We start from the raw sequence: 20,853 nt of genomic DNA on the forward strand, positions 1-20,853 counted from the left end.
GTATGTTGGAATATGATTAGTATGCATTCTTGAATCCGTTGCGAATAGTACGCAGGATGATTTTGATATCAAACAGAATGGACCAGTTCTCGATATAGAAAATATCATGCTTGATCCGTTCCTCAATCGAGGTATCGCCGCGCAGTCCATTACTCTGCGCCCAGCCTGTAATACCCGGGCGTACATGGTGCTTCACCATATATTTCGGAATCTCTTCCTTGAACTGCTCCACATAGTAAGGACGCTCCGGCCTAGGACCCACCACGCTCATATGACCGAGCAAGACATTGAAGAACTGCGGCAGCTCATCCAGACTCGTCTGGCGGAGAAAAGAGCCGAACCTGGTACGGCGCGGATCATTCTCAACAGTCCACCCCGTATCGGAGGCCCCTTCCGGCAGCGGCTTCATGGAGCGGAATTTATACATATAAAAGTTTCTGCGATTTAGTCCAACCCGCTCCTGCTTAAAAATAACAGGCCCACGCGAAGTGAATTTGATCCCCAGGTAAATGCCGATCATCACCGGCAAGGTGAGAATGATGGCCACGGATGCAAAAACGATATCAAATGCACGCTTAAACCAGCGATTTGCTGCCAAATCGAGCGGAATATCGCGAACGTTGATCATTGGCATGCCTGCGAAATTATCAAACACCGGCCGAGCCGGTAGATAATCGAAAAAGTCAGGAATGATGAGCGTGCGCACTCCTGCTTTTTCACAAGCAGCAATGATATGCGGATATTTATGATGGGCATCGAGTGGGAGCGCTAGCACGACCTCATCGATAAGCTTATTATTCAACACCTTTTCCAGATCACTGACCGAACCCAAAATAGGTTTCAGATACTTGGCTTCGTTCTCGTCCCACTGCTGGTAATCATCCAGAAAACCGATAACTTCGTAGCCAAGCTCAGGATATTGCTTAAGATTCTTGAAGAATCTCTTGCCCAGCGTACCAGCGCCCACGATAAGTACGAATTGACGATTATAGCCTTTTTCCCGAAAGTGCTTCAGCGATTTCTTCAGAAAGTAACGATACAAGATGATGAAGGCCACGTTCAGAATCATATAGATGGCGAGATACCAACGAGAGATGTTCACTTCTTTTACAAAGAACATGATGCTCAGGAGAATGAACATTCCGATAAAATGCATCTGGAAAATCTTCATGAACTCATCGGCAAAGCGCTTTTTCCGCTTGGGCGAATATATGGAAATCATGATGCCAACCACAACGGCAACCGCACCGTACACCAAGCTCCAAAGTGCATAGGACTCAATGGGCAACGGCTTTTCATACGGAAACCAACCGCTCGCAAATTTCACCCACCAAGCGATTAGAAAGGAAAGCTGGATAAAAGCAAAATCGGTTATCATATACAATTTGGTCAGGAAACCCTGATTCTGGCGGATCATGATTTCACCTCTACTCCACCCGCTGATTGGGTTATGGTTGCGGGGCGAATCGGCTTCAGCCGGTTGGTCAGGAGGGACAGCATCATTTTCAACCCAACGCCGGCATACACGGCTCCATTAACGAATAGGTTGTACTTCTGCCGGTAATGCTTCCGATGAAACAGAATCATTGCCCGATGGAACTCGTAAATGATCTTGAACGGCCTGCGCCGGGCGCTGCCGCCTTTATAATGGATAATCGTCGTCCGGGGATAGTAGTGAATTCCCCAGCCTGCCTTCTTAATTCGATAGCACCAGTCGATATCTTCACCATACATAAAGAACGACTCATCCAGCCCGCCAACCTGCTCGATCGTATCACGGCGTACCAGCATGAATGCTCCTACCAGGCAATCCACCGGATACTCCACATCCGGATCCAGATAACCCAGCTGATACTGGTTGAACTTCGGTTTAGTCGGAAACAGTTTGCTGAGCCCAAACGCATAGTAAAAGGATGCGGAGGGAGTGGGAAAACCTCTTTTGCAAGCTTTATCCAGCGAACCGTCCGGAAGAACGATTTTACAGCCTGAAGCACCGATGATCGGATTATCATCCATAAAGGTTACCATCGTCTCAATCGTATCCTGTCGAATCACCGTGTCGGAATTAAGGAGCAGCATATAGCGCCCTTCCGCAACTTCCATCCCTTGATTGTTTGCCTTGGCGAAGCCGGTGTTAATCGTATTCTCGATTAACTTGACCTGCGGGAATAACTCCCGGATCGTCTGGACCGACTCGTCCTTCGAGTTGTTATCTATCACAATGACTTCATATGTATATTCTGTCTCCGATGCAAACACAGATCGCAAACAGTCCACCGTCAGCTGACAGGTGTTATAGTTCACAATAAGAATGCTTAAATCCATTGCATAACGTCTCCTGACAAATATAGTAATCTATCGACATTATAGCACAGAGATTGGTTGTATGTCGGAATTATAAGGAAATCCTGCTAGTCTCATATAAAGCCGATCAGGATAAAAAATTTAAAAAGCAGGTTCTCAGCATGGGATTGACGGTACAGCTTGCTGCGACTGATATATCGGATACGTTCGCTCAAACTGCGACGCGATGAGAGAAACAGATCCAGCTGCTCCCTTTTTTCACTACTTAATCGAGCTCCATAGATTTCCCGAAACTCTTGTGCTTGCTTTCGCAGTAAGTCCGTTCCGGTATGCCTCTTAAAGCTCGCCCATTTACTCTTCAATTTACCAAACAGCGTATTACTTCCACCCACTACATTATGGCTATGCTGTCGGTATAACATCGAAGGCAAATGGTCATAGATAACCGTCCCAAATGCGGACACCAGTAGGTAGAACCACCAATCGTGCATTAGTATATTGCTACTATTAGGCTTTCTGCTATTCACAAATAAATTACGGGCCGTTGCATTCATCATAATGGTCGCCCCAATGGCGATGTTCTCATAGAGTGCGTTATAGAAGGAAGGCTGCCGAGCAGGAGGCTTCGGCCATACACCCAGACGGTTCAAATGTTCATCCGTTAGGTGAGCAGGCGTAAACAGCATTGCAGGTACTTCCGTATAGATAGCCGACTTTAACCGAGCAACGCCTGACTCTACCTTATGTTCCAGCCACACATCATCTTGGTCACAGAAGCAAATGTATTCCGCTGCCGGGTCTGAATGCTGTAGTAATTCGAAGAAACTCGCCACTACGCCTACATTATTCCCAATCATTACGGTAATCCGATCAGGATATGCAGCCTCTAATCTCTTCAGAAGCTCGGGTGTTTCATCCGAAGAACCGTCATCTCGTATGAGCATTGATATTGGAGGATACTGTTGCTGAAGAATACTATGAATCTGTTCCTCGACATAAGCTGCTCCGTTATATGATGATAGTAGTACTTGTACTTTTACCATACATCTATGTACCTCCAAAAACACTCTGATGGTGACTAAACAAAAGACCTGATCTGTAGATCAGGTCTTTTCAGTCGCCGTACTCTCATATTAAGTATAAATCAGGGCGCTCCTTGATATCTACCATAAACTGCATCAATCCAACTTTCCAGTGAGGTAAATCTTGCATCCCGTTAATCCGAATCGCAAGATGATCCATTACTGAATAGGCTGGTCGTGGAGCAGGTCTTGGAAATTGCTCGGTCGTGCATGGCTCCAGTTTCGCAGTCATACTTAGTCCAAGTTGCTCACTTGCTTGTTCAAAGATAACCTTGGTAAACTCATACCATGTGCAAGATCCACTATTAGAAGCATGATATATTCCGTATTTCTCAGTCGGTAATAATTGCAGTAAGAAACGGGTCAAGTCAACCGTATAGGTCGGAGATCCCTTCTGATCATTGACAACCTGCAGCACAGGTTTATCTTGTCCAAGTTGCATCATTGTTTTCACGAAATTTCTACCGTTAAGCCCGAATATCCAGGAAGTTCTTACAATAAACCACTGGGAGCAGAAATCGCGGACCATCTGCTCCCCCGCAAGCTTGGATTGGCCATATACCGTCTGCGGATCGGCTGAATCATATTCCGAGTACGGCCGCTCTGCATTACCCCTGAATACATAATCCGTGCTGATGTGTACCAGTTTGGCACCTACTCTCTCTGCCGCAAGCGCAACATTTCGTGTTCCTACCGCATTTACGAGATAGGCACCATCGACATCGGATTCAGCAGTATCCACAGCGGTGTATCCAGCACAATGAATAATGGCCTCAGGTTGACTCTTCGATAGGACAGAGAAGCATTGTTCCAAATTCGTGATATCCAGTTCAGCTCGGCCGAATCCCTGTACATCATGACCTACTTGCTGTAAGCCTTGGACAACATCCTGCCCGAGCTGACCATATGCCCCGGTTACCAGAACTCTCATGCCTTATCACCCAGCCGGCCACTGTACTGCTTCGCCATATACTCCCGATAAGCGCCAGACTGGATACGAGTCCACCATTCCTTATTGTTCAGATACCATTGGATCGTTTCCTTGATTCCTGTTTCAAAGTTATGCTTCGGCTTCCATCCAAGCTCGCCCATAATCTTTGTCGGATCAATGCCATAGCGCCGATCATGGCCAAGTCTGTCCTCCACATAGCGAATCAGAGTCTCTGGCTTGCCCAGTTCCTTCAATATAGTTTGAACAATATGAATATTCGTACGCTCATTGTTCCCACCAATATTATAAACTTCGCCAATGCGTCCTTGTCGGATAACAAGATCAATGGCGCTGCAATGATCCTCGACATATAGCCAGTCTCGAATATTCAATCCATCACCATAGATGGGGAGGGGCTCGTCACTTAATGCGCGGGATATCATGAGAGGAATGAGCTTTTCGGGGAATTGATAAGGCCCATAGTTATTAGAGCAACGGGTAATATTCACCGGTAGTCCGAACGTCTCGTGATAAGCTCTGACAAGCAGATCGCCCCCCGCCTTACTGGCCGAATACGGGCTGTTTGGTGCAAGTGACGTCGTCTCGGAGAAAAGTCCTGTCTCCCCCAGAGACCCGTAAACTTCATCAGTAGAAACCTGTACAAACTTCGTTACACCGTATTTCTTCGCAGCATCGAGCAAAACCTGCGTACCCAAAACGTTTGCATTAACAAATACTTCTGGTTCCAGGATGCTCCGATCCACGTGGGATTCAGCTGCGAAGTTGACGACAACATTGATGCCACCGCGGAAAATTTCGTCCACTTTGACTTTGTCTGCAATATCTCCGTGAACAAAGGTATAATTGGGTTCGTTCTCTACTGATTTCAGATTTTCTAAATTCCCTGCATACGTCAAAGCATCCAGATTGACAATCTCATCCTCTGGATATTGCTTCATCATATATAAAATAAAGTTACTGCCAATAAAACCGGCACCGCCGGTAATCAGGATCTTCATAGGTATCTCCCTTACTCAAAATTCATCTCTGCATCTTTCAGCAGCGGATGCCGCTGGTCTTTATCCGATAGAATCGGCTGAGATGTCGGCCAATCGATGCCAAGGGCCGGATCATTCCATAATATGCCGCGGTCATGTTCGGGGGAATAATACTCATCGACTTTGTAAAGGACTTGAGTATTCGGTGCTAAAGTGCAATAACCATGTGCAAAACCTCTTGGCACTAATAATTGGCGTTTATTTTGTTCACTCAAAAGAACCCCAAGCCATTGACCAAAGGTTGGAGAGCTTCTTCTAATATCTAAAATCACATCATAAATTTCTCCAGAAAGAACCCAAACCAACTTCGTTTGAGCTTTAGGATTGAGTTGATAATGCATACCGCGCAGTATACCTATCTCAGAAGATAAAGAATGGTTATCTTGAACAAAAGTACCGCTGCCTATTTCCCTTAAGTAATCCTCTCTATAGCGTTCAATAAAAAAGCCCCGGTGATCCCCATGTACTACTGGTTCCATTAGGTAGGCCCCTTCGAGTTTTAGAGGAGTTAGTTTCATTGTTTTTATTCCTCCCATAAAGTTAATTAATGGTGGGCATACCCAAACTTAGTTACCTTTCCAGTATATGCATTAAAGCCAAGAACTTGATATGAGAAGCTATTTTTCTTCAAGAATAAACTTAGTTAATGCAAATGTAACTGGAATAGAAATAATGATCACAATTAAAGGCGCTAGTTTTATGTGAATACCGAAATAATTAACCGATATCTTCAAAACTATCCAATTAAGGATGAATTGCACGACATAAACCAAAGGATATTTCAAAAACTTCAATATGGATATTCTTGATCTAAACACAAAGGATGTATTAAAGAAAAATGAAATAATAATACCTGATATATACGAAACAGCATAAGCTATCTGGTACGAAAAAAAACCTAAAAACACCAAATACAGGGCATAGGTAATCCCTGTATTTAGCAAACCAATAAATGCAAATCTAATAAATTGCTTTTTTAATATAAATCTCATTATGCCTCATCATATTCAAGTTGACTTTTAACTTTTTCAACTATATCCCCCAAGCTCTCTAAACTGTCGAGCTCCCTTTGTTCTAGGTGAATATTAAATTCATCTTCTAGAAATACGCTAAGTGCTATTTTCGTAAGAGAATCCCATTCATCAATATCATTAAGCTTAGAATCTAATGTAATTGTGCCCGCTTCTAGCGTAAGAATTTCTTCAAACTCTTTTACAAATTCTCCAATTTTCATATTAATTCCTCCAATGATTCTGTTAGTGTATTTATTGCATATTCAATACTACACTTCCTACGCCCCATGAATAGCCGACTCCAAAACCAACTAATAATACCTTATCTCCATTCTTTATTTTACCTGATTTATAGTCTCTAATTAAAGCTATCGGGATAGAAGAAGACACTGTGTTTCCGCAATCAGAAAATTCTATTGAAAATTTATCATTAGGAATTTTCATTTTCCTTCTAAGCGATTCAAGCATATACTGATTAGCTTGATGAAAGACGAAATAATCAAAGTCTTCAATTGTTTCATTGGTTTTCTTTAAAAGACCATTAACTGCATTGGGGACCTGTTTCATTGCAAAATTAAATATTTCTGAACCATTCATATACAAGTTACTCCGTGATCGAATATTTCCGAATTCATCCTCTTCTTCAATTGATGACTCAGATGTAATCCGCTCTCTTAATCCTCCCCCATAAACTATTAAGTTGTTAGCACCTTTCCCATCCGTGCCAAATGTAAAAGGACCAATTTGACCATTTTGCGGATTTTTCGAAGCCGAGATAATCGTTGCTGAAGCTGCATCTCCAAACAATAATTTCACACTGCGATCCTTTGGGTTAATGTATTTACTGTAAGTATCTGAAGTTAGAAACAATACATTTTGGGCCGATCCCGATTCAATCAATCCCTTCGCTAAAGACAATCCATAGACATATCCTGAACAACCAAGATTTATGTCCAAAGCACCACATGTTGTTGAAAGCCCCAAACGATCTTGTATCAAACAAGCCGTTGTAGGCAGATAATAATCTGGGGACTGTGTGCAATAAATTATAAAGTCAATTTCGGTAGGATCTACATTGCTTGAAGCAAAAAGTTTAGTGGCGGCAGCAACCGCTAAATCAGAAGCAAATTCATCAGCACTGGCAATATTTTTTACTTCAATACCTATTTTTTTTGTCATTCTGTCTTCTGGATCATTATATTCTTTATTATTTGGGAAGTAGTATTCGATTGCACGAATATAACTATTAATCATTTGGTCCATCCCCTAATATTAATTTCTTCTCATTGACGATGGTACTTTTGAAACTATCTTAGCAGGGTTTCCTGCAACAATCACATAGTCAGGCACATCTTTTTTTATAACGGAACCAGCCGCAACTATGCTACCTTTTCCAATCCTTACACCTGGCAATATGATTGAACCAACTCCAACAGATACATAATCCTCTATCGTTGCTCCACTTACTTTATCATCATAACCATTCAGTCCGAACAAATTGTCATTTGCCATAGTTACACCTACACTAATAAATACATTGTTACCTATAGAAACCCTTCCAGTTATATGGGAGTTATCCATAATTCTGGTATTATTTCCTATAGTCACTTCAGTATTTATATTGACCCCACGACTTATTAATACTTCTTCACCAATATTAACATTAGGCATAATAGATGAATTATCCCCTATTAGAGATCCCTTACCAATTATTACATCCTCATAAATTATCACATTGCTGCATATAGAGACTCCCTCATGGATAATAGTTTCTTTAATTTTTGATAGTTCTTTCTTCATAACAGAAGTTGGAGTTGCACTTCTGCCAATTACAGAGTGTTCTCCAATAATAACATTATCCTGTATCCTAGCATATTTATAAACTATTGAATAATCCCTTAATTCAACATTGGAACCTATGTGATCTGAATATACTATAGATGAATCAGCCTTCACTTTCCTGCCTCCTCTACAAAACAACCTCATCTATGACATACGGTGGTCTCTTCCTACTCTCATCAAGTATTCTCCAGAGATATTCACCAATAATACCAAGCATCACCATGATTAATCCTAATAGAAATGTTATCAACGCTATAATTGTAGTCCATCCTTGGAGTGGGATATAACCAAAAGTCGAGTTTATAATGACAAAAATACCGTATAAGAAACTTGCTACTGCTGTGAACATACCTATCATTGACATAAAACGGATAGGACTATATGAGAAACTAACAAACGAATCTACAAAAAGTTTTACTTTTTTACTAAGTGTCCACTTAGACTTTCCATGTTCTCTTTTTTGTCTCACATAACCGACGGTGTTCTGAGAATACCCCAGCCAAAAAATTAAGCTCATAATGTTAGTGTTTTTCTCTTTAATCCTATTTAACTCACTTACAACCTGTTTATCAACTAATACAAAATCAAACCCCCCTCTTGGATACCCTTTTAAAGCAAAGCGATCCATCAAAAAATAATAGGAGTTTGAAAATAGCTTTTGGGAAAATGATTCTTCTCTGTCGGAACGGCAAGCCATTACTACTTTATTCCCTTGTTCCCATTTGTTTATCATTTCAACAAACAACTCAGGTGGGTCTTGTAAATCAGCAGAAATAATACCCACACAGTTTCCGCTTGCATATTCTAGCCCCGCTTGTACAGCAGCCATAGAACCAAAATTCTTACTTAATTTAATGACCTTAATTCTCGAGTCTGTCAGTCTAGCCTCTAACAATAATTGGAGCGATTTATCTTTAGAACCATCATCGACAAAAACAAATTCCAACTCATATTCAGGTAGAATCTCCTGAAGCCTTGTTAGACGAGGAATAGTATGTGGTATATTTTCTTCATTGTAATAAATTGGTACAATAATACTAAAGAGCTTCTTTGTATTCATTTAAAGCCTCCGTCACTCTTGCTGCATCTTCCAAACTCATAACAGGACTTATAGGCAAACTAAGCACCTCATTGTGTATCTTTTCCGAGACTGGATAATGTCTATCATTCCATTCGCTATAAGCTTGTTGCTTATGGGGGGGGATCGGATAATGAATTAATGTCTGAATACCCATTTTCAATAAATAATCCTGTAATCTTTCTCTTGAAGCTGTTCTAATAACATATACATGCCAGACATGAGATTCGGGGCTAGAATTCAAGACTTTCGGTAAAAAAATATCCTTGTTATTAATATGTGAAGAGTAATAATCAGCAATAATCCTACGTTTGCGATTTTCGTCCTCTAGATGCTTTAACTTCACTAATAGTATTGCAGCTTGAATCTCATCTAGTCGACTATTGGTCCCCCGATAAATATTTTCATATTTTTTATGCGAGCCGTAATTTCGTAAAGCTCTCAACTTTTTGTAAACTTCTTCATCATTTACTGTGACAGCCCCAGCATCCCCAAGTGCACCTAAATTTTTGCCGGGATAGAAACTAAATGCTGCCGCATGACTCAAGTTGCCCACTCGTTGTCCCATATATTTCGCGCCATGTGCTTGGGCACAATCTTCAAATACCTTTAAATTATATTTCTCAGCAATCTCTTTAATGGGATTCATATCACAGGATTGCCCGTATAAATGCACCACCATTATAGCTTTAGTCCGGCTAGTAATCTTCTCTTCAATCTTTGCAGGGTCGATATTATAGGTCGCTAAATCGGGCTCAACAAGAATCGGGGTAGCCCCAACAGCTGAGATAGACAATATTGTCGCAATGTATGTATTCGACGGAACAATTACTTGATCCCCTTTTCCTATACCGTAAGCTTGTAAAATTAGAATAAGGGCATCAAGGCCATTAGCTACACCTACACAATGTTTAGTGCCGCAGAATGCCGCAAACTGCTCTTCAAATTCCTCTACCTCTTTACCTAGAATATACCAACCCGAATCTAAAAATCGATCAATGCTCTCTGATATCTCCTCACGATATTGTAAATTGATTTTCTTCAAATCTAGAAAGGGAATCATAGCCCAAGCCCCTCCCTATAAATACTGACAAAAGAATCATAGTCACGGATATAGTCCTCAGAATCATAAAAGTGTGAGGCAAGCACTAACAAAACACAATCCGGAGAGAAGTTGTACATTTCATGCCAATCATTAGGCTCCAAGAGAAGTGCCTTATTTGGATCATCTAAAATTACTTCGGTCTTCCTGCTTAAATCATCCAATAAAATAGTGCAACTTCCAGATACAGCAATCAAGACTTGTCGTGTCTTATAGTGAGCATGCATACCACGACTTACACCTTCTTCGGTTCCATAGATATAATATACTCTCTTAATCTCAAAAGGGATTGTAATATTCTCTTCAAGCACTGTTAATAAACCACGTTCGTCCCCTAACTGCTTAAGTGGTATTATCCTACTTTGACTATTACATTGTAACTTCATTAAATCACCTTCATCTTTAATAGTCTTGTAAATTATGAGAAACCATAAGATTTATATATAGACGAATTTTTATTCAATCAGAGCAAGTAAATACTTTCCATAGTCATTATTGTTCATTTGGTTACCAATCTTAATTAATTCATTTTTTGAAATATACCCCATCAAATAAGCTATTTCCTCTAGACAAGCTACTTTAAGTCCCTGTCGTTTCTCAATAGTTTCAATATAGTGAGACGCTTGAAGTAAAGACTCATGAGTTCCGGTATCGAGCCACGCAAAACCCCTTCCTAGTATTTCAACTGTGAGTTTTTTGTTTTTTAGATAAATATTGTTGATATCGGTAATTTCAAGTTCCCCTCGTTCAGAGGGTTTAATTGTTTTGGCTATATTAATAACTTCATTATCATAAAAATAAAGGCCTGTTACTGCAAATGGTGACTTGGGACTCTTTGGCTTTTCTTCAATTGAAAGAACTCGTTGCTGTGTATCAAATTCAACAACCCCAAATCTGTTTGGATCTTTCACCCTATATCCGAATATCGTTGCTCCATTGGAACGGCTAGCTGCTCTTATCAGCATCTCAGTAAAGCCTTGACCATAGAAGATATTATCACCTAATATTAATGCAACTCGGTCTGCCCCAATAAACTCCTCTCCAATTATAAAAGCTTGCGCCAAGCCATCAGGTTTGGGTTGAACCGCATATGAAATTGAAATTCCAAGTTTCGAGCCATCACCCAGTAATTGTTCAAACCTCGGGGTATCTTCAGGTGTAGATATAATCAAGATTTCCCTTATTCCTGAAAGCATAAGGACGGACATGGGATAATATATCATCGGTTTATCATATACAGGTAATAATTGTTTAGAAACAACCTTAGTTAGAGGGTATAACCTTGTACCGCTTCCTCCTGCTAGTATTATTCCTTTCATTACTGGCACCTCCTATCCTTAATCTTGTGGTTCAAGTAATTTTTCTGAAATCATTTAACTAGTAGAAGTCAAGTAATTCTACTTAATATAAAATCCAATCCATAGAATAAGTATAATTTAGTTTTTTATCAGTCCAATTTTACAAAGAAGTATCTTGAATTCTCACTAATAAAGGGGGTTGCTCCTGTGATTGAAATTAACTCTCTTTCTATCCCAGAAGAGTCTTCATATCCGTTCCTGTCTAAAAGTATACCTTTAAATCCTAAGAGTGAAATATTATCGACCAATTCTTTTATTGGCTTTGAAGATATCTCTCTTATGGTAATATCTGCGGTACTTCCTCTCAATGCACCGTAACTCCACTTCACAGAAGCGGTAGTATGCATGTAAGCCTTTAAGGGTTCGTAGCCCCCCATGTTATTTATGTTAGGACTTTCTGGAAATGGCGCGTATGGCAATTGAAATACGCTGCCACTCTTAACCGACCTTTCTATTCTTGCGAAATACAAATGATCATTAATATATTCTGCTTTTAAAGAATCATACTGAGGTACAAATGATTTGCTTGTTTGATCTAACAAACCTAAAACTACTAAAATACAAATCAATAAGGATAATACCGCCCTATAAGGAATTTTTACTTTACTCTTCATAATTTGTAATATGGATATAAACGCAAAAAATGATAGAAATGCAATTATAGGTAACACTCGATTATAGCCTCTAATAGAAGGGGTGACTGCGAAAGCAAATATAGAACCCATCCCACCAATTGTAGAAAGCAATAAAACTGAGATGTTAAATATACTAAAATCTTGAATTGTCCTTAGAGTATGATTTTTTAAATTATTTCTCACAAAAAGAAAGAGTATTAAAACAATAAAACCTAAACTTCCAAGGATGCCTAACGAGACCGTATGATTCTCATTCACTAATGGGGCTGTATTAAAATATGAATGTGCTACCTCGTTTAGCTTATTAATTCTATGCCCCAGAATAGGGAGGAACAATTGTATTATTTTCAAGCCATATATTTCAGCATCTACTGGAGACCGATTTGCTGCTTCAAGATTAGTCGGATGTGTTAATTTAAAATACAAGGTAGGAAAATAGTTAATAATCAATATCCCAACTGTAAAGCATATTAATAGAATTGAATTGTAAAATGATTTAAAAGTCTTTTTATTTATAACTGTATATATCCCAGCAACAAACCATAAAAAGATAGTAAAGAAAGCATAGTATACACCTGTTGATGCTATAATGGCGGAAGAAATCAGTCCCAATATCGTTATCTTCTTTTTTTCTTTGTCGAATTTAAATATTGAGTAATTATATTTATCGTCAACAATAAATTTAGCAATTAAAATTACTAATGGTATTCCATAATAGCATGTCAAAAATAAGTGCCCACCGCTTCCTCTAAAATAATGGTACGGAAGAAACGTAAATAGTAGACTTCCTGCAACTGAGAGCATTGGGGATGTTTGCAATTCTCGGAATACAAAGTAACTAAACAAAAATGCTAAGTAGAAAGTCAACAAGTAAAAGACATTAGATACTACGGCGTAGTCATTTGAAAAAAATGATATTATTTTTATAATAACAAAATTTAAATTATCTCCACCAAGCGGGTAGTCATTCATGTTTAATTCATAAGGAGCTCCTAACGAAGGGTTTTCTATATACCATCCATAATCTACAACTGTTTTTACTATAGCGTTCGTAGAAAGAGAATCTCCAACAAAATTAAAAGGAATTCCTAAATCTGCCCGCCATAATTCCAAGGATACAATCAGGACTACTGAAACTAAGAAGAGCCCGATAATGCATCCCAGAATACTCCCTTTTAATTCCTTGTTCTTTAATTTGATTAATATATCTGACAATACTATTCACCCCATGTATTACTATGATGCACCTATGTTCTCTATTGCAGTATTAAGTTTTTTCATTACAGTTTCCCATATATACTCTCTCTCAACATATTCATGTCCATTATGACCTAGCTTTGACTGAAAATCCCTGTTTAACAAAAGGTTGAGACATTGAACAAACTCATCATAAGCTTCATAGTAAAGACCGCCATTACTTCTTATACAATGACCTTTTAGTACTTCTGAATGTGCATTCACTAAAATGGGCCTATTCAAATAAAACGCCTCAAGTACGACCATTGACAAACTTTCATATTTTGAAGGCATTACTAGGACTTCAGCATTCTTCATTATGGAGAATTTCTCACTATCAGAGACGAAGCCTAGATTAATAATATCTTCATGATTAGGAATATCCATTACAGCCTTTCCAACGAGTACTAGTTTTAATTCCGATTTTTTTTCCTTCTTATATTTAATAAAATACTCAAACATCTCTTTACAACCTTTGGACTCATCAATCCTCCCGACATAGACAATATATGCTGAGCTTATATTGTATGTATCAAATAGCTTATCTAATGGTAATAGCGAATTAAAGTTGTGAGAATCTATACCAATACCAAGAACCCCTGATGGTATATACTGGTTTTCAAATTTATTCTGAACAAACTCCATTTCTTCCACTGTCAAATAGAAAAGATATCTGGGGAGATGAAAAAGAGAAGTATAGATTGAAAGATATATAGGAGGCTCATCATGAGCGGTTGGAATTAGTATGCTTTTTTCAGGGACAAGCTGTAGGCCAAAGTAAGTCGTGAAATAAGTATACGTAAAAAATATAAATGCCTCATATTCTTCTCTATTCAGGTTAATGTATCTCAATAAAGAAAAAGAGACTGGACCTTGCAGACGCATCCATTCAAGTTCATCGTAAACTGTCTTATCCCCATTATAGTAGACAAATTCTGATTGTTTATTAAAACTCTTTATGTTCCGAGACTCATCAGTTCCAAAACGCCTAACCGTAACCCCATTGATTTCTTCTACGTCACTAGAATAATGATTATCCCAAGTAACATAATCAATCGCTTTTGTGGTTAGAATGTCTACGTCATATTTTTTTTTTAATTGTTCAGCAAATAACCGACAGCTATATTCAGATCCGCCATTGACCTCAAGCCCATACCGCTGCACAACTAAAGCTATTTTCTTTTTCACCACTTATCCCACCACTTATATAATTGAATTTTGTTTCAAGAGCTCTTCAAATTTTTTTACTGCAGCTTGTTTCGAGAATCGCTTTAATTGCTTAATCTGATTTTCCTTTAACTTACTTTGTAATTTTGGATCTCTAAGTAGCACTTCGATCAATTCTGCTGTAGATTTGTAATCTTTACTCAGAGTCAAGATACCACCGTTTCCAAGTGTATCCGAAATTGCGCTACTTTTATAGGCGACAACTGGCAAACCAAAGTGCATGGCCTCTATTAATGGTACGCAAAAACCTTCATGCTCACTCATACAAAGGAAAATATCGGAACCAGCATAATAAGCTAGTATTTTATCAAATGGTATATGTCCTGTTATAATGATACGCTCCTCTAGTGACAGATACTTAATCAAAGTTTGCAGTTCACTAAAGTATCTTTCCATTCCACCAGAAGAACCGACTAGGTACAATTTCGATTTTGGATTTATAAATTTATAATAGTAATAGAACACCTTTATTACATCTTCCTGTTTTTTGTTAGGCGCAATCCTACCCACAAAAAGGAATTTAGTAGTATCACTTTCGTCCCTAAGAGATTGCAGTGTTTTTCTATCAGGCTCAATATTATAATCCTCATAGTTAATAATAATGGGGCTAGTAAAAGTATTATTATATTTTAACTCGACAAGCTCCAGTCTGTTATATTCAGAATCAGCGATGGATAAATCCATATGATTGGCTAAGTAAGCGAGCTGTTCCCTTCCTTCAGAGCACAGTCTCCGCATAGCCCCACTATATCCCGTAAAAAACCCTGGCGGTGTAACGTTATGGTAGATTAATATTTTGGTTTTTGTATAAGATGGTATCGTATACGCCAGATCACTACCGGTGGACAAATGATATATTATTGGCTGGTTCTTTGGACAATCATCGGCATGAGAGGCGTACTTCGCCATTTTAGGGTGAATATTCTGGGCATATATGTTTGACTTGATGCCCAGTCCTTTAAGCAATTTCATTATATTAACAGCAGAATTACTGACTGCATCACCGTAACTTAACGTAGGAAGCAACTGGTTTATAATCATTCATGCACTCCTGAAAAGCAATTTGTAAGAAATTTATAATATTCATCAATTACATTATCCCAATCAAACTTACTTTTGACATAGTTATAACCATTTATACCGAGAGAATTACTAAAACTAGGGCGGTTAAACATCAAATTAATGCAAGCTTCAAATTCGGCATAGTTTGAAAAATATAACCCGCCATTTGATTCAATACAGAAATTCTTTGTTACAGAGCATTTCTCATAAACCAGCACTGGTCGCTTACTATACCAACTCTCCATAATAACAATCGAAAAACTTTCGTTCGGGGAAGGGTTGCATAAAAGTTGCGCCGCCCCAAAAGCATCATATTTATCCTGCTCAGGTATAAATCCTAGATCTTTTACATGGTCTTTAATAGTTGAGGGAATATCTATCGTACCTCCGCCTATCATTACTAAATCCATTACTTTGCCTTTCTTATGTAGATATTGAGCCAAGTAATCTAAAAGAACATGTACATTTTTCCCCTGGTCTTTTCTGCCTGCATATAATATAAATGGATTTTTCATATTATATTTTTCCCTGAATCTCTCTGGAACAGATGCGAAGGGATTGATACCAAGTCCTAATACTTTTTGTCTAACTCCCTGTAAACTATAATTTTCATTAGCCCACTCTGATTCAGCAGATGAAAAAAAGATAATACCTTTTATTTTTTGGTAGATGTCCTTAAAGCTTTGGAAATAAGCGTAACTTTCATCATGGAATGCTGGTAATAAAACTGCTTTATCCATGACTTGTTGGATCCCAAAGTAAGTTGTTCCAAACATATACGGTATGAACACGAAGCCTTCATAGTTGTCTTTATGTTCTTTTAAATAATGTTCGAGGTCGGTACTGTTAACCATTTCTTTCAGGAAAATGTGTTCTTCTTCTGAAGAGATTATCAGTCCCTTCATGAGCTTCGCATTAACAATATCAAATTTTTCAGTATCTCTTTTTCTGACTTTAAACCTGCGCACGCTTACTCCATTTAAAACTTCCACACCAGGTTTATAGTAGTTTTCATTCCAATTACTATTAAACTGCTTAACACAGGTGGTCAATACTTCAATTTGAATACCTCTTGCGGATAATCTTTCAGCTATATCTCTACAAGCAGCCTCAGAACCACCAGGTATATTCAACCCGTACCAAGGGATAACGAATGCAATTGTTTTCATATTACTTATCCCCATGTTTTGCCGGAGCACTAGTGTCACTTTTATTTATCTTATTAAGACTTATATCTTCAATTAATTTCAGCTGATTGATAAGCTCATTACATGCCCTAACAACATTAGCATTGAATTCTGTCTGTTTTTCCACTATGGGGTTAATATACCATCCCAACACTTTCCTTATACACTTCTTAAAGAACACTATTAGCCCGCCGATTCCACGTCTGTGTGAAGTAATTGGTGTGATAGCACTGTAATTCCAGGTTCTGTTTAAAAGCAACTGGTGCTCTTCCAACACGGAAAGATTAATAGTCGCTTTATGGGAGGCTATTCCTTCTAGTAAATCATTGTCATAAGTTCTTTTATTTAAGCCTTCTTTTATCTGACGCATAATATCTTTTACATCAATATTATTATCATCAATTTCGATTTCCATGATGAGTCCCCTTCCCTTTCTGCTTATTAACTGTTATCTGGATTCTAACCTGCTTTTATCTATAAATATTGAATTTATGCCCGTGAAAGCATACTCATCGTAGCCCTGACTTTTCATATATGCTACTATCTCGTTATTCTTTGTGGAGTAAGCTAACTTAGTATCGTATTCAATCATTTCGACAATGATTAGAAATGGTCTATACTTTTCAAAATTTATTGACTGAAGGACTTCCATGTCTTTCCCTTCAAGATCAATCGATAGTATCGTTGGTGTAGCTCCCAAGTAATTTTCAACAATATAACTATAACTTACCGTTTTTAATGTCTTCTTATCAATAACTTTCAACTCTGGATTAATTCTGCACATTTCCTCAGCAGACTCGGCGCTAATTGTACTAAGACCATCCACATTCAAAATATAAAAGTCTACTTGTTTACCCGTCTCAATATCTACGCAATTATTCAAGATAATATCTCTGTTTCTGTAAAAGGTGAGATCAGATATTAACGCAGGATTGGCTTCAACAATTACACCTTTGGCACCCTTCGAATAGAAGAAGTACGTGTTACTTAAATTTTTCGCATGATTAGCACCCAAATCAATGTAAGTAATTTTATCATACGGTATTCTGTTAACTCGTATTATATAGTCTAATATTGCGTCTTCGCCTGACTGTGCATATGATTTCATATAATAAGTCGGTTGATTATCCTGTAACACATTATAATCTTCAAGTTTACCTAGTACTGCCTTGATGTTTTCCATTTCATTTTGAAGTAGCTGATTCTCATGCGCAAACTGCCTCTCAGACTCCACTCGCGCTTTATCACTGTTATTAATAAACTCCATCAACTGGTTAATTTTATTATCTTGATCATTAACCGTTTGAGCCAATTGATGAATTGATTGTTGCTGCATTTGTTTATCTTTCTCTAAATATGAGGTAGCGGTCCTTAAATCGCGAGAGTTATTTAAAAGTTCATTTAATAATTCATTTGCCTTACCCATTGCTGGTGTAATTGCCGAGTTAAATGAGGTTTGTTGACTAAATAGGAGTTGAGTGTACTCCTTCAATACCCCTACTATTTTTTGTTTTACAAACTTCTGATCTTGGTCATCTTCTTTTAGTGTCAGAACCATTGATTGGAGCATCATGTCGATATACTGTGCAATCTCTCCGATACGATGATCCTCACTTTTACTGGAAACATCTCGTTTATCCATCATTATTCCACCTTTAAATAGACGGTTTGGGAACCTCCCATTTATGATCCACCGAGAATACTCCTACAGATTTATCACTTGTGACAACCGTGAACTCCATATAATATTTGATAAAATCTAACGCTCGATGATTTCGATCAACAACTGCCACATTCAGCTTATACTTACCCGATAACAATGTGCATTTTTCACTAACAAAGGTAATGGTCCCCGTTTTATTTAACTTTCCGATTTTTAACTTATCAATCTCGGTATTATTACCATAAATCATTACATTTTCAACTGTGTAAAATCCCATTCCAAAGATATATTCGGTCTGCGGGCTATTGATCTTATAATCAATTTCTATTTTAAAAGGTTCCCCAGCCATGAGAACATTAGTGGTTTCACCTTCTTTGTTTACTATTCTAGCTTCTGTAATTTCTACTTCTTTTGAACCCCATCTGACTTCCTCTGGGTAATCCAACTGTTGAACATTTTTCTCATCCTTTAAAGCTTGGTACTCTTCCTTAAGCTCAACAATCTTTCCTTGACCCTCTTCTTCAAACTCAAGTTGCCTTTGCTCAACAAACCTTTTATTCATATGCTGCTGGTATAAGTTTACTACTCGATCGGGCTCACCTTGTTCGACAATGACACCTCGATCTAACCAAATAACCCGATCACATATTTTCTCTACGGTACCTAAATCATGAGTAACGATAACAATTGTAGCTCCGCTATGTTTAAAACTTTCTATTTTATCAAAGCATTTCTTTTGGAAGTTCTCATCTCCTACGGATAAAATCTCGTCAATTAATAAGATTTCCGGTTCTACATTAATAGCAACAGAAAAGGCCAGTCTCATATACATCCCTGATGAGTAAGTTCTGACTGGATTGTCAATAAAGTCACCTAATTCTGAAAACCGTATAATGTCCTCAAGCTTGTCATCAATCTCTCTTCTAGAAAGGCCGAAAATAGAAGCATTCGTATATATATTTTCTCTCCCCGTAAAATCCGGATGAAAGCCCGCACCAAGTTCAATAAGGCTAGAAACTCTTCCTCTTACCTCAATGTCACCTTGATCTGGATAAAGAATTTTTGTGATAAGCTTAAGAAGAGTACTCTTACCACACCCATTATGTCCAATTAGAGCAACAGTTTCTCCCCTTGCAATATCCAGACTCACATTGTTAACAGCATGAAATTTACTGTAGTCGTTGCTGCGTAACCTTAATAACCTTTCTTTAAGTGTTAGTGGCTTATCATGATATATCTTAAAGGCTTTGCTCACTTCTTTGATTGATATAGCAACTGGTGTTTCCATTTACAGCTCCTCCGCAAATGTCTTTTCGCATTTCTGGAATGTAACAAGACCAATAACCATGAGGACTAAACCTACTATTAGCGAATACGATAATGATTCCCAATCTGGTACAGATCCGTATAGCAGCACATCCCGGAAGGCATTAATAATAGGGACCATAGGATTGTATGCAATTGCATCGGCAACTTCTTGTGGAAATATGTCAATTGGAAATACAATCGGAGTAAGATAAAACCAAATCATGGTTAGTATTCCGACAATATGTTCTAAATCACGAAATCGTACATACAAAGATGAACATATGAGAGCTAGACTCAATATGAATATAAATTCAACTAATAAAATAACAGGAAGCCAAATAACGTTTAATGTTAATGATACACCAGTAATTAATAGAGCAGGAAAGACAATTATTAATCCAAAAACATAGTTCATCAAATTTGTTCCTACCACAGATAACGGAAGGATAATTCGGGGGAAATATATTTTTTTAACTAGATTTGCATTTCCTACAATACTTGTCGTCGCGATTTGAACAGAACTCGTAAAAAATATCCAAGGCAATAGAGCTACAAAAAGAAACATTGGATAATTTTCTTGATTATTTTTCATAATAAGAGGAAATACAATTGAATATATAGTTAGCTGTAGTAGCGGATTCACAAACGTCCACAAAAAGCCAAGAAAGGAACCCTTGTACCGCGACCGAAGTTCCTTTCGGACAGTACTAATAAGCATTTGGCGATATGAAATTATTTCTTTAATAGTATTTACCATACTCAAACCA

22 protein-coding genes are annotated in these 20,853 nt (G+C 38.1%); all 22 read right to left on the reverse strand.

Features of this window, described 5'->3' with window-relative positions:
* Nucleotides 1-16: 16 nt before the first annotated feature.
* Nucleotides 17-1,417 carry an undecaprenyl-phosphate glucose phosphotransferase gene (locus ABEQ74_RS28505; protein ID WP_430125565.1) on the reverse strand — a complete coding sequence of 467 codons (1,401 nt, stop codon included), beginning with the start codon at nucleotides 1,415-1,417 and terminating at the stop codon, nucleotides 17-19.
* Entirely contained in the window at nucleotides 1,414-2,325 is a 912-nt protein-coding gene (locus ABEQ74_RS28510; protein WP_430125566.1) for a glycosyltransferase family 2 protein, read from the reverse strand. Before ABEQ74_RS28510 ends, ABEQ74_RS28505 begins: the two co-directional genes overlap by 4 nt.
* Nucleotides 2,326-2,417: 92 nt before the next feature.
* The gene (locus tag ABEQ74_RS28515; protein ID WP_430125567.1) at nucleotides 2,418-3,347 is read right to left on the reverse strand and encodes a glycosyltransferase family 2 protein; all 930 of its coding nucleotides are present in this window, start codon (nucleotides 3,345-3,347) and stop codon (nucleotides 2,418-2,420) included.
* An 85-nt stretch (nucleotides 3,348-3,432) separates the two neighbouring features.
* Nucleotides 3,433-4,317 (reverse strand): dTDP-4-dehydrorhamnose reductase, encoded by an 885-nt coding sequence (gene rfbD / locus ABEQ74_RS28520; RefSeq protein ID WP_430125568.1) that lies wholly within the window; start codon nucleotides 4,315-4,317, stop codon nucleotides 3,433-3,435.
* Nucleotides 4,314-5,336, reverse strand: coding sequence for a dTDP-glucose 4,6-dehydratase (gene rfbB, locus ABEQ74_RS28525; RefSeq protein ID WP_430125569.1), 1,023 nt, complete (start codon nucleotides 5,334-5,336; stop codon nucleotides 4,314-4,316). Before rfbB ends, rfbD begins: the two co-directional genes overlap by 4 nt.
* Before the next feature lie 11 nt (nucleotides 5,337-5,347).
* On the reverse strand, nucleotides 5,348-5,893 hold the full coding sequence (rfbC, locus tag ABEQ74_RS28530; RefSeq protein ID WP_430125570.1) for a dTDP-4-dehydrorhamnose 3,5-epimerase: 546 nt from the start codon (nucleotides 5,891-5,893) through the stop codon (nucleotides 5,348-5,350).
* Nucleotides 5,894-5,992: 99 nt separating this feature from the next.
* The gene (locus tag ABEQ74_RS28535) at nucleotides 5,993-6,367 is read right to left on the reverse strand and encodes a GtrA family protein (RefSeq protein WP_430125571.1); all 375 of its coding nucleotides are present in this window, start codon (nucleotides 6,365-6,367) and stop codon (nucleotides 5,993-5,995) included.
* Entirely contained in the window at nucleotides 6,367-6,609 is a 243-nt protein-coding gene (locus tag ABEQ74_RS28540) for an acyl carrier protein (RefSeq protein WP_430125572.1), read from the reverse strand. Before ABEQ74_RS28540 ends, ABEQ74_RS28535 begins: the two co-directional genes overlap by 1 nt.
* A 31-nt stretch (nucleotides 6,610-6,640) precedes the next feature.
* Entirely contained in the window at nucleotides 6,641-7,642 is a 1,002-nt protein-coding gene (locus tag ABEQ74_RS28545; protein ID WP_430125573.1) for a 3-oxoacyl-ACP synthase III family protein, read from the reverse strand.
* 18 nt (nucleotides 7,643-7,660) lie between these two features.
* Complete coding sequence (locus tag ABEQ74_RS28550) at nucleotides 7,661-8,344, reverse strand: DapH/DapD/GlmU-related protein (RefSeq protein ID WP_430125574.1); 684 nt, start codon at nucleotides 8,342-8,344, stop codon at nucleotides 7,661-7,663.
* A 13-nt stretch (nucleotides 8,345-8,357) separates the two neighbouring features.
* Nucleotides 8,358-9,290, reverse strand: a complete 933-nt coding sequence (locus ABEQ74_RS28555; protein ID WP_430125575.1) for a glycosyltransferase family 2 protein — start codon at nucleotides 9,288-9,290, stop codon at nucleotides 8,358-8,360.
* Nucleotides 9,268-10,371 carry a DegT/DnrJ/EryC1/StrS family aminotransferase gene (locus tag ABEQ74_RS28560; RefSeq protein WP_430125576.1) on the reverse strand — a complete coding sequence of 368 codons (1,104 nt, stop codon included), beginning with the start codon at nucleotides 10,369-10,371 and terminating at the stop codon, nucleotides 9,268-9,270. Before ABEQ74_RS28560 ends, ABEQ74_RS28555 begins: the two co-directional genes overlap by 23 nt.
* Nucleotides 10,368-10,796: a sugar 3,4-ketoisomerase gene (locus ABEQ74_RS28565; protein ID WP_430125577.1), complete on the reverse strand. Its 429-nt coding sequence runs from the start codon at nucleotides 10,794-10,796 to the stop codon at nucleotides 10,368-10,370. Before ABEQ74_RS28565 ends, ABEQ74_RS28560 begins: the two co-directional genes overlap by 4 nt.
* Nucleotides 10,797-10,865: 69 nt before the next feature.
* Nucleotides 10,866-11,729 (reverse strand): glucose-1-phosphate thymidylyltransferase RfbA, encoded by an 864-nt coding sequence (gene rfbA / locus ABEQ74_RS28570; RefSeq protein ID WP_430125578.1) that lies wholly within the window; start codon nucleotides 11,727-11,729, stop codon nucleotides 10,866-10,868.
* A 128-nt stretch (nucleotides 11,730-11,857) separates the two neighbouring features.
* Nucleotides 11,858-13,618 (reverse strand): hypothetical protein, encoded by a 1,761-nt coding sequence (locus tag ABEQ74_RS28575; protein ID WP_430125579.1) that lies wholly within the window; start codon nucleotides 13,616-13,618, stop codon nucleotides 11,858-11,860.
* A 21-nt stretch (nucleotides 13,619-13,639) separates the two neighbouring features.
* On the reverse strand, nucleotides 13,640-14,827 hold the full coding sequence (locus tag ABEQ74_RS28580) for a glycosyltransferase family 4 protein (protein ID WP_430125580.1): 1,188 nt from the start codon (nucleotides 14,825-14,827) through the stop codon (nucleotides 13,640-13,642).
* A 15-nt stretch (nucleotides 14,828-14,842) separates the two neighbouring features.
* Entirely contained in the window at nucleotides 14,843-15,907 is a 1,065-nt protein-coding gene (locus tag ABEQ74_RS28585) for a glycosyltransferase family 4 protein (RefSeq protein WP_430125581.1), read from the reverse strand.
* Nucleotides 15,904-17,097: a glycosyltransferase family 4 protein gene (locus ABEQ74_RS28590; protein ID WP_430125582.1), complete on the reverse strand. Its 1,194-nt coding sequence runs from the start codon at nucleotides 17,095-17,097 to the stop codon at nucleotides 15,904-15,906. The genes ABEQ74_RS28585 and ABEQ74_RS28590 overlap by 4 nt, the downstream gene beginning before the upstream one ends.
* A gap of 1 nt (nucleotide 17,098) precedes the next feature.
* On the reverse strand, nucleotides 17,099-17,530 hold the full coding sequence (locus tag ABEQ74_RS28595; protein WP_430125583.1) for a hypothetical protein: 432 nt from the start codon (nucleotides 17,528-17,530) through the stop codon (nucleotides 17,099-17,101).
* 33 nt (nucleotides 17,531-17,563) lie between these two features.
* Nucleotides 17,564-18,757, reverse strand: a complete 1,194-nt coding sequence (locus tag ABEQ74_RS28600; RefSeq protein ID WP_430125584.1) for an FkbM family methyltransferase — start codon at nucleotides 18,755-18,757, stop codon at nucleotides 17,564-17,566.
* Nucleotides 18,758-18,770: 13 nt separating this feature from the next.
* Entirely contained in the window at nucleotides 18,771-20,066 is a 1,296-nt protein-coding gene (locus ABEQ74_RS28605) for an ABC transporter ATP-binding protein (RefSeq protein WP_430125585.1), read from the reverse strand.
* Entirely contained in the window at nucleotides 20,067-20,843 is a 777-nt protein-coding gene (locus ABEQ74_RS28610) for an ABC transporter permease (protein WP_430125586.1), read from the reverse strand.
* Nucleotides 20,844-20,853 lie beyond the last annotated feature (10 nt).

Source organism: Paenibacillus solani (assembly GCF_050475945.1).
Taxonomy (GTDB): Bacteria; Bacillota; Bacilli; order Paenibacillales; family Paenibacillaceae; genus Paenibacillus_AQ; species Paenibacillus_AQ solani_A.

What these genes read in the sequence shown, in the direction of transcription:
- ABEQ74_RS28505 (WP_430125565.1), bottom strand. Translation starts at nt 1,417, where the DNA reads ATGATCCGCCAGAATCAGGGTTTCCTGACCAAATTGTATATGATAACC.
- ABEQ74_RS28510 (WP_430125566.1), bottom strand. Translation starts at nt 2,325, where the DNA reads ATGGATTTAAGCATTCTTATTGTGAACTATAACACCTGTCAGCTGACG.
- ABEQ74_RS28515 (WP_430125567.1), bottom strand. Translation starts at nt 3,347, where the DNA reads ATGGTAAAAGTACAAGTACTACTATCATCATATAACGGAGCAGCTTAT.
- rfbD (WP_430125568.1), bottom strand. Translation starts at nt 4,317, where the DNA reads ATGAGAGTTCTGGTAACCGGGGCATATGGTCAGCTCGGGCAGGATGTT.
- rfbB (WP_430125569.1), bottom strand. Translation starts at nt 5,336, where the DNA reads ATGAAGATCCTGATTACCGGCGGTGCCGGTTTTATTGGCAGTAACTTT.
- rfbC (WP_430125570.1), bottom strand. Translation starts at nt 5,893, where the DNA reads ATGAAACTAACTCCTCTAAAACTCGAAGGGGCCTACCTAATGGAACCA.
- ABEQ74_RS28535 (WP_430125571.1), bottom strand. Translation starts at nt 6,367, where the DNA reads ATGAGATTTATATTAAAAAAGCAATTTATTAGATTTGCATTTATTGGT.
- ABEQ74_RS28540 (WP_430125572.1), bottom strand. Translation starts at nt 6,609, where the DNA reads ATGAAAATTGGAGAATTTGTAAAAGAGTTTGAAGAAATTCTTACGCTA.
- ABEQ74_RS28545 (WP_430125573.1), bottom strand. Translation starts at nt 7,642, where the DNA reads ATGATTAATAGTTATATTCGTGCAATCGAATACTACTTCCCAAATAAT.
- ABEQ74_RS28555 (WP_430125575.1), bottom strand. Translation starts at nt 9,290, where the DNA reads ATGAATACAAAGAAGCTCTTTAGTATTATTGTACCAATTTATTACAAT.
- ABEQ74_RS28560 (WP_430125576.1), bottom strand. Translation starts at nt 10,371, where the DNA reads ATGATTCCCTTTCTAGATTTGAAGAAAATCAATTTACAATATCGTGAG.
- ABEQ74_RS28565 (WP_430125577.1), bottom strand. Translation starts at nt 10,796, where the DNA reads ATGAAGTTACAATGTAATAGTCAAAGTAGGATAATACCACTTAAGCAG.
- rfbA (WP_430125578.1), bottom strand. Translation starts at nt 11,729, where the DNA reads ATGAAAGGAATAATACTAGCAGGAGGAAGCGGTACAAGGTTATACCCT.
- ABEQ74_RS28585 (WP_430125581.1), bottom strand. Translation starts at nt 15,907, where the DNA reads ATGATTATAAACCAGTTGCTTCCTACGTTAAGTTACGGTGATGCAGTC.
- ABEQ74_RS28590 (WP_430125582.1), bottom strand. Translation starts at nt 17,097, where the DNA reads ATGAAAACAATTGCATTCGTTATCCCTTGGTACGGGTTGAATATACCT.
- ABEQ74_RS28595 (WP_430125583.1), bottom strand. Translation starts at nt 17,530, where the DNA reads ATGGAAATCGAAATTGATGATAATAATATTGATGTAAAAGATATTATG.
- ABEQ74_RS28600 (WP_430125584.1), bottom strand. Translation starts at nt 18,757, where the DNA reads ATGGATAAACGAGATGTTTCCAGTAAAAGTGAGGATCATCGTATCGGA.
- ABEQ74_RS28605 (WP_430125585.1), bottom strand. Translation starts at nt 20,066, where the DNA reads ATGGAAACACCAGTTGCTATATCAATCAAAGAAGTGAGCAAAGCCTTT.
- ABEQ74_RS28610 (WP_430125586.1), bottom strand. Translation starts at nt 20,843, where the DNA reads ATGGTAAATACTATTAAAGAAATAATTTCATATCGCCAAATGCTTATT.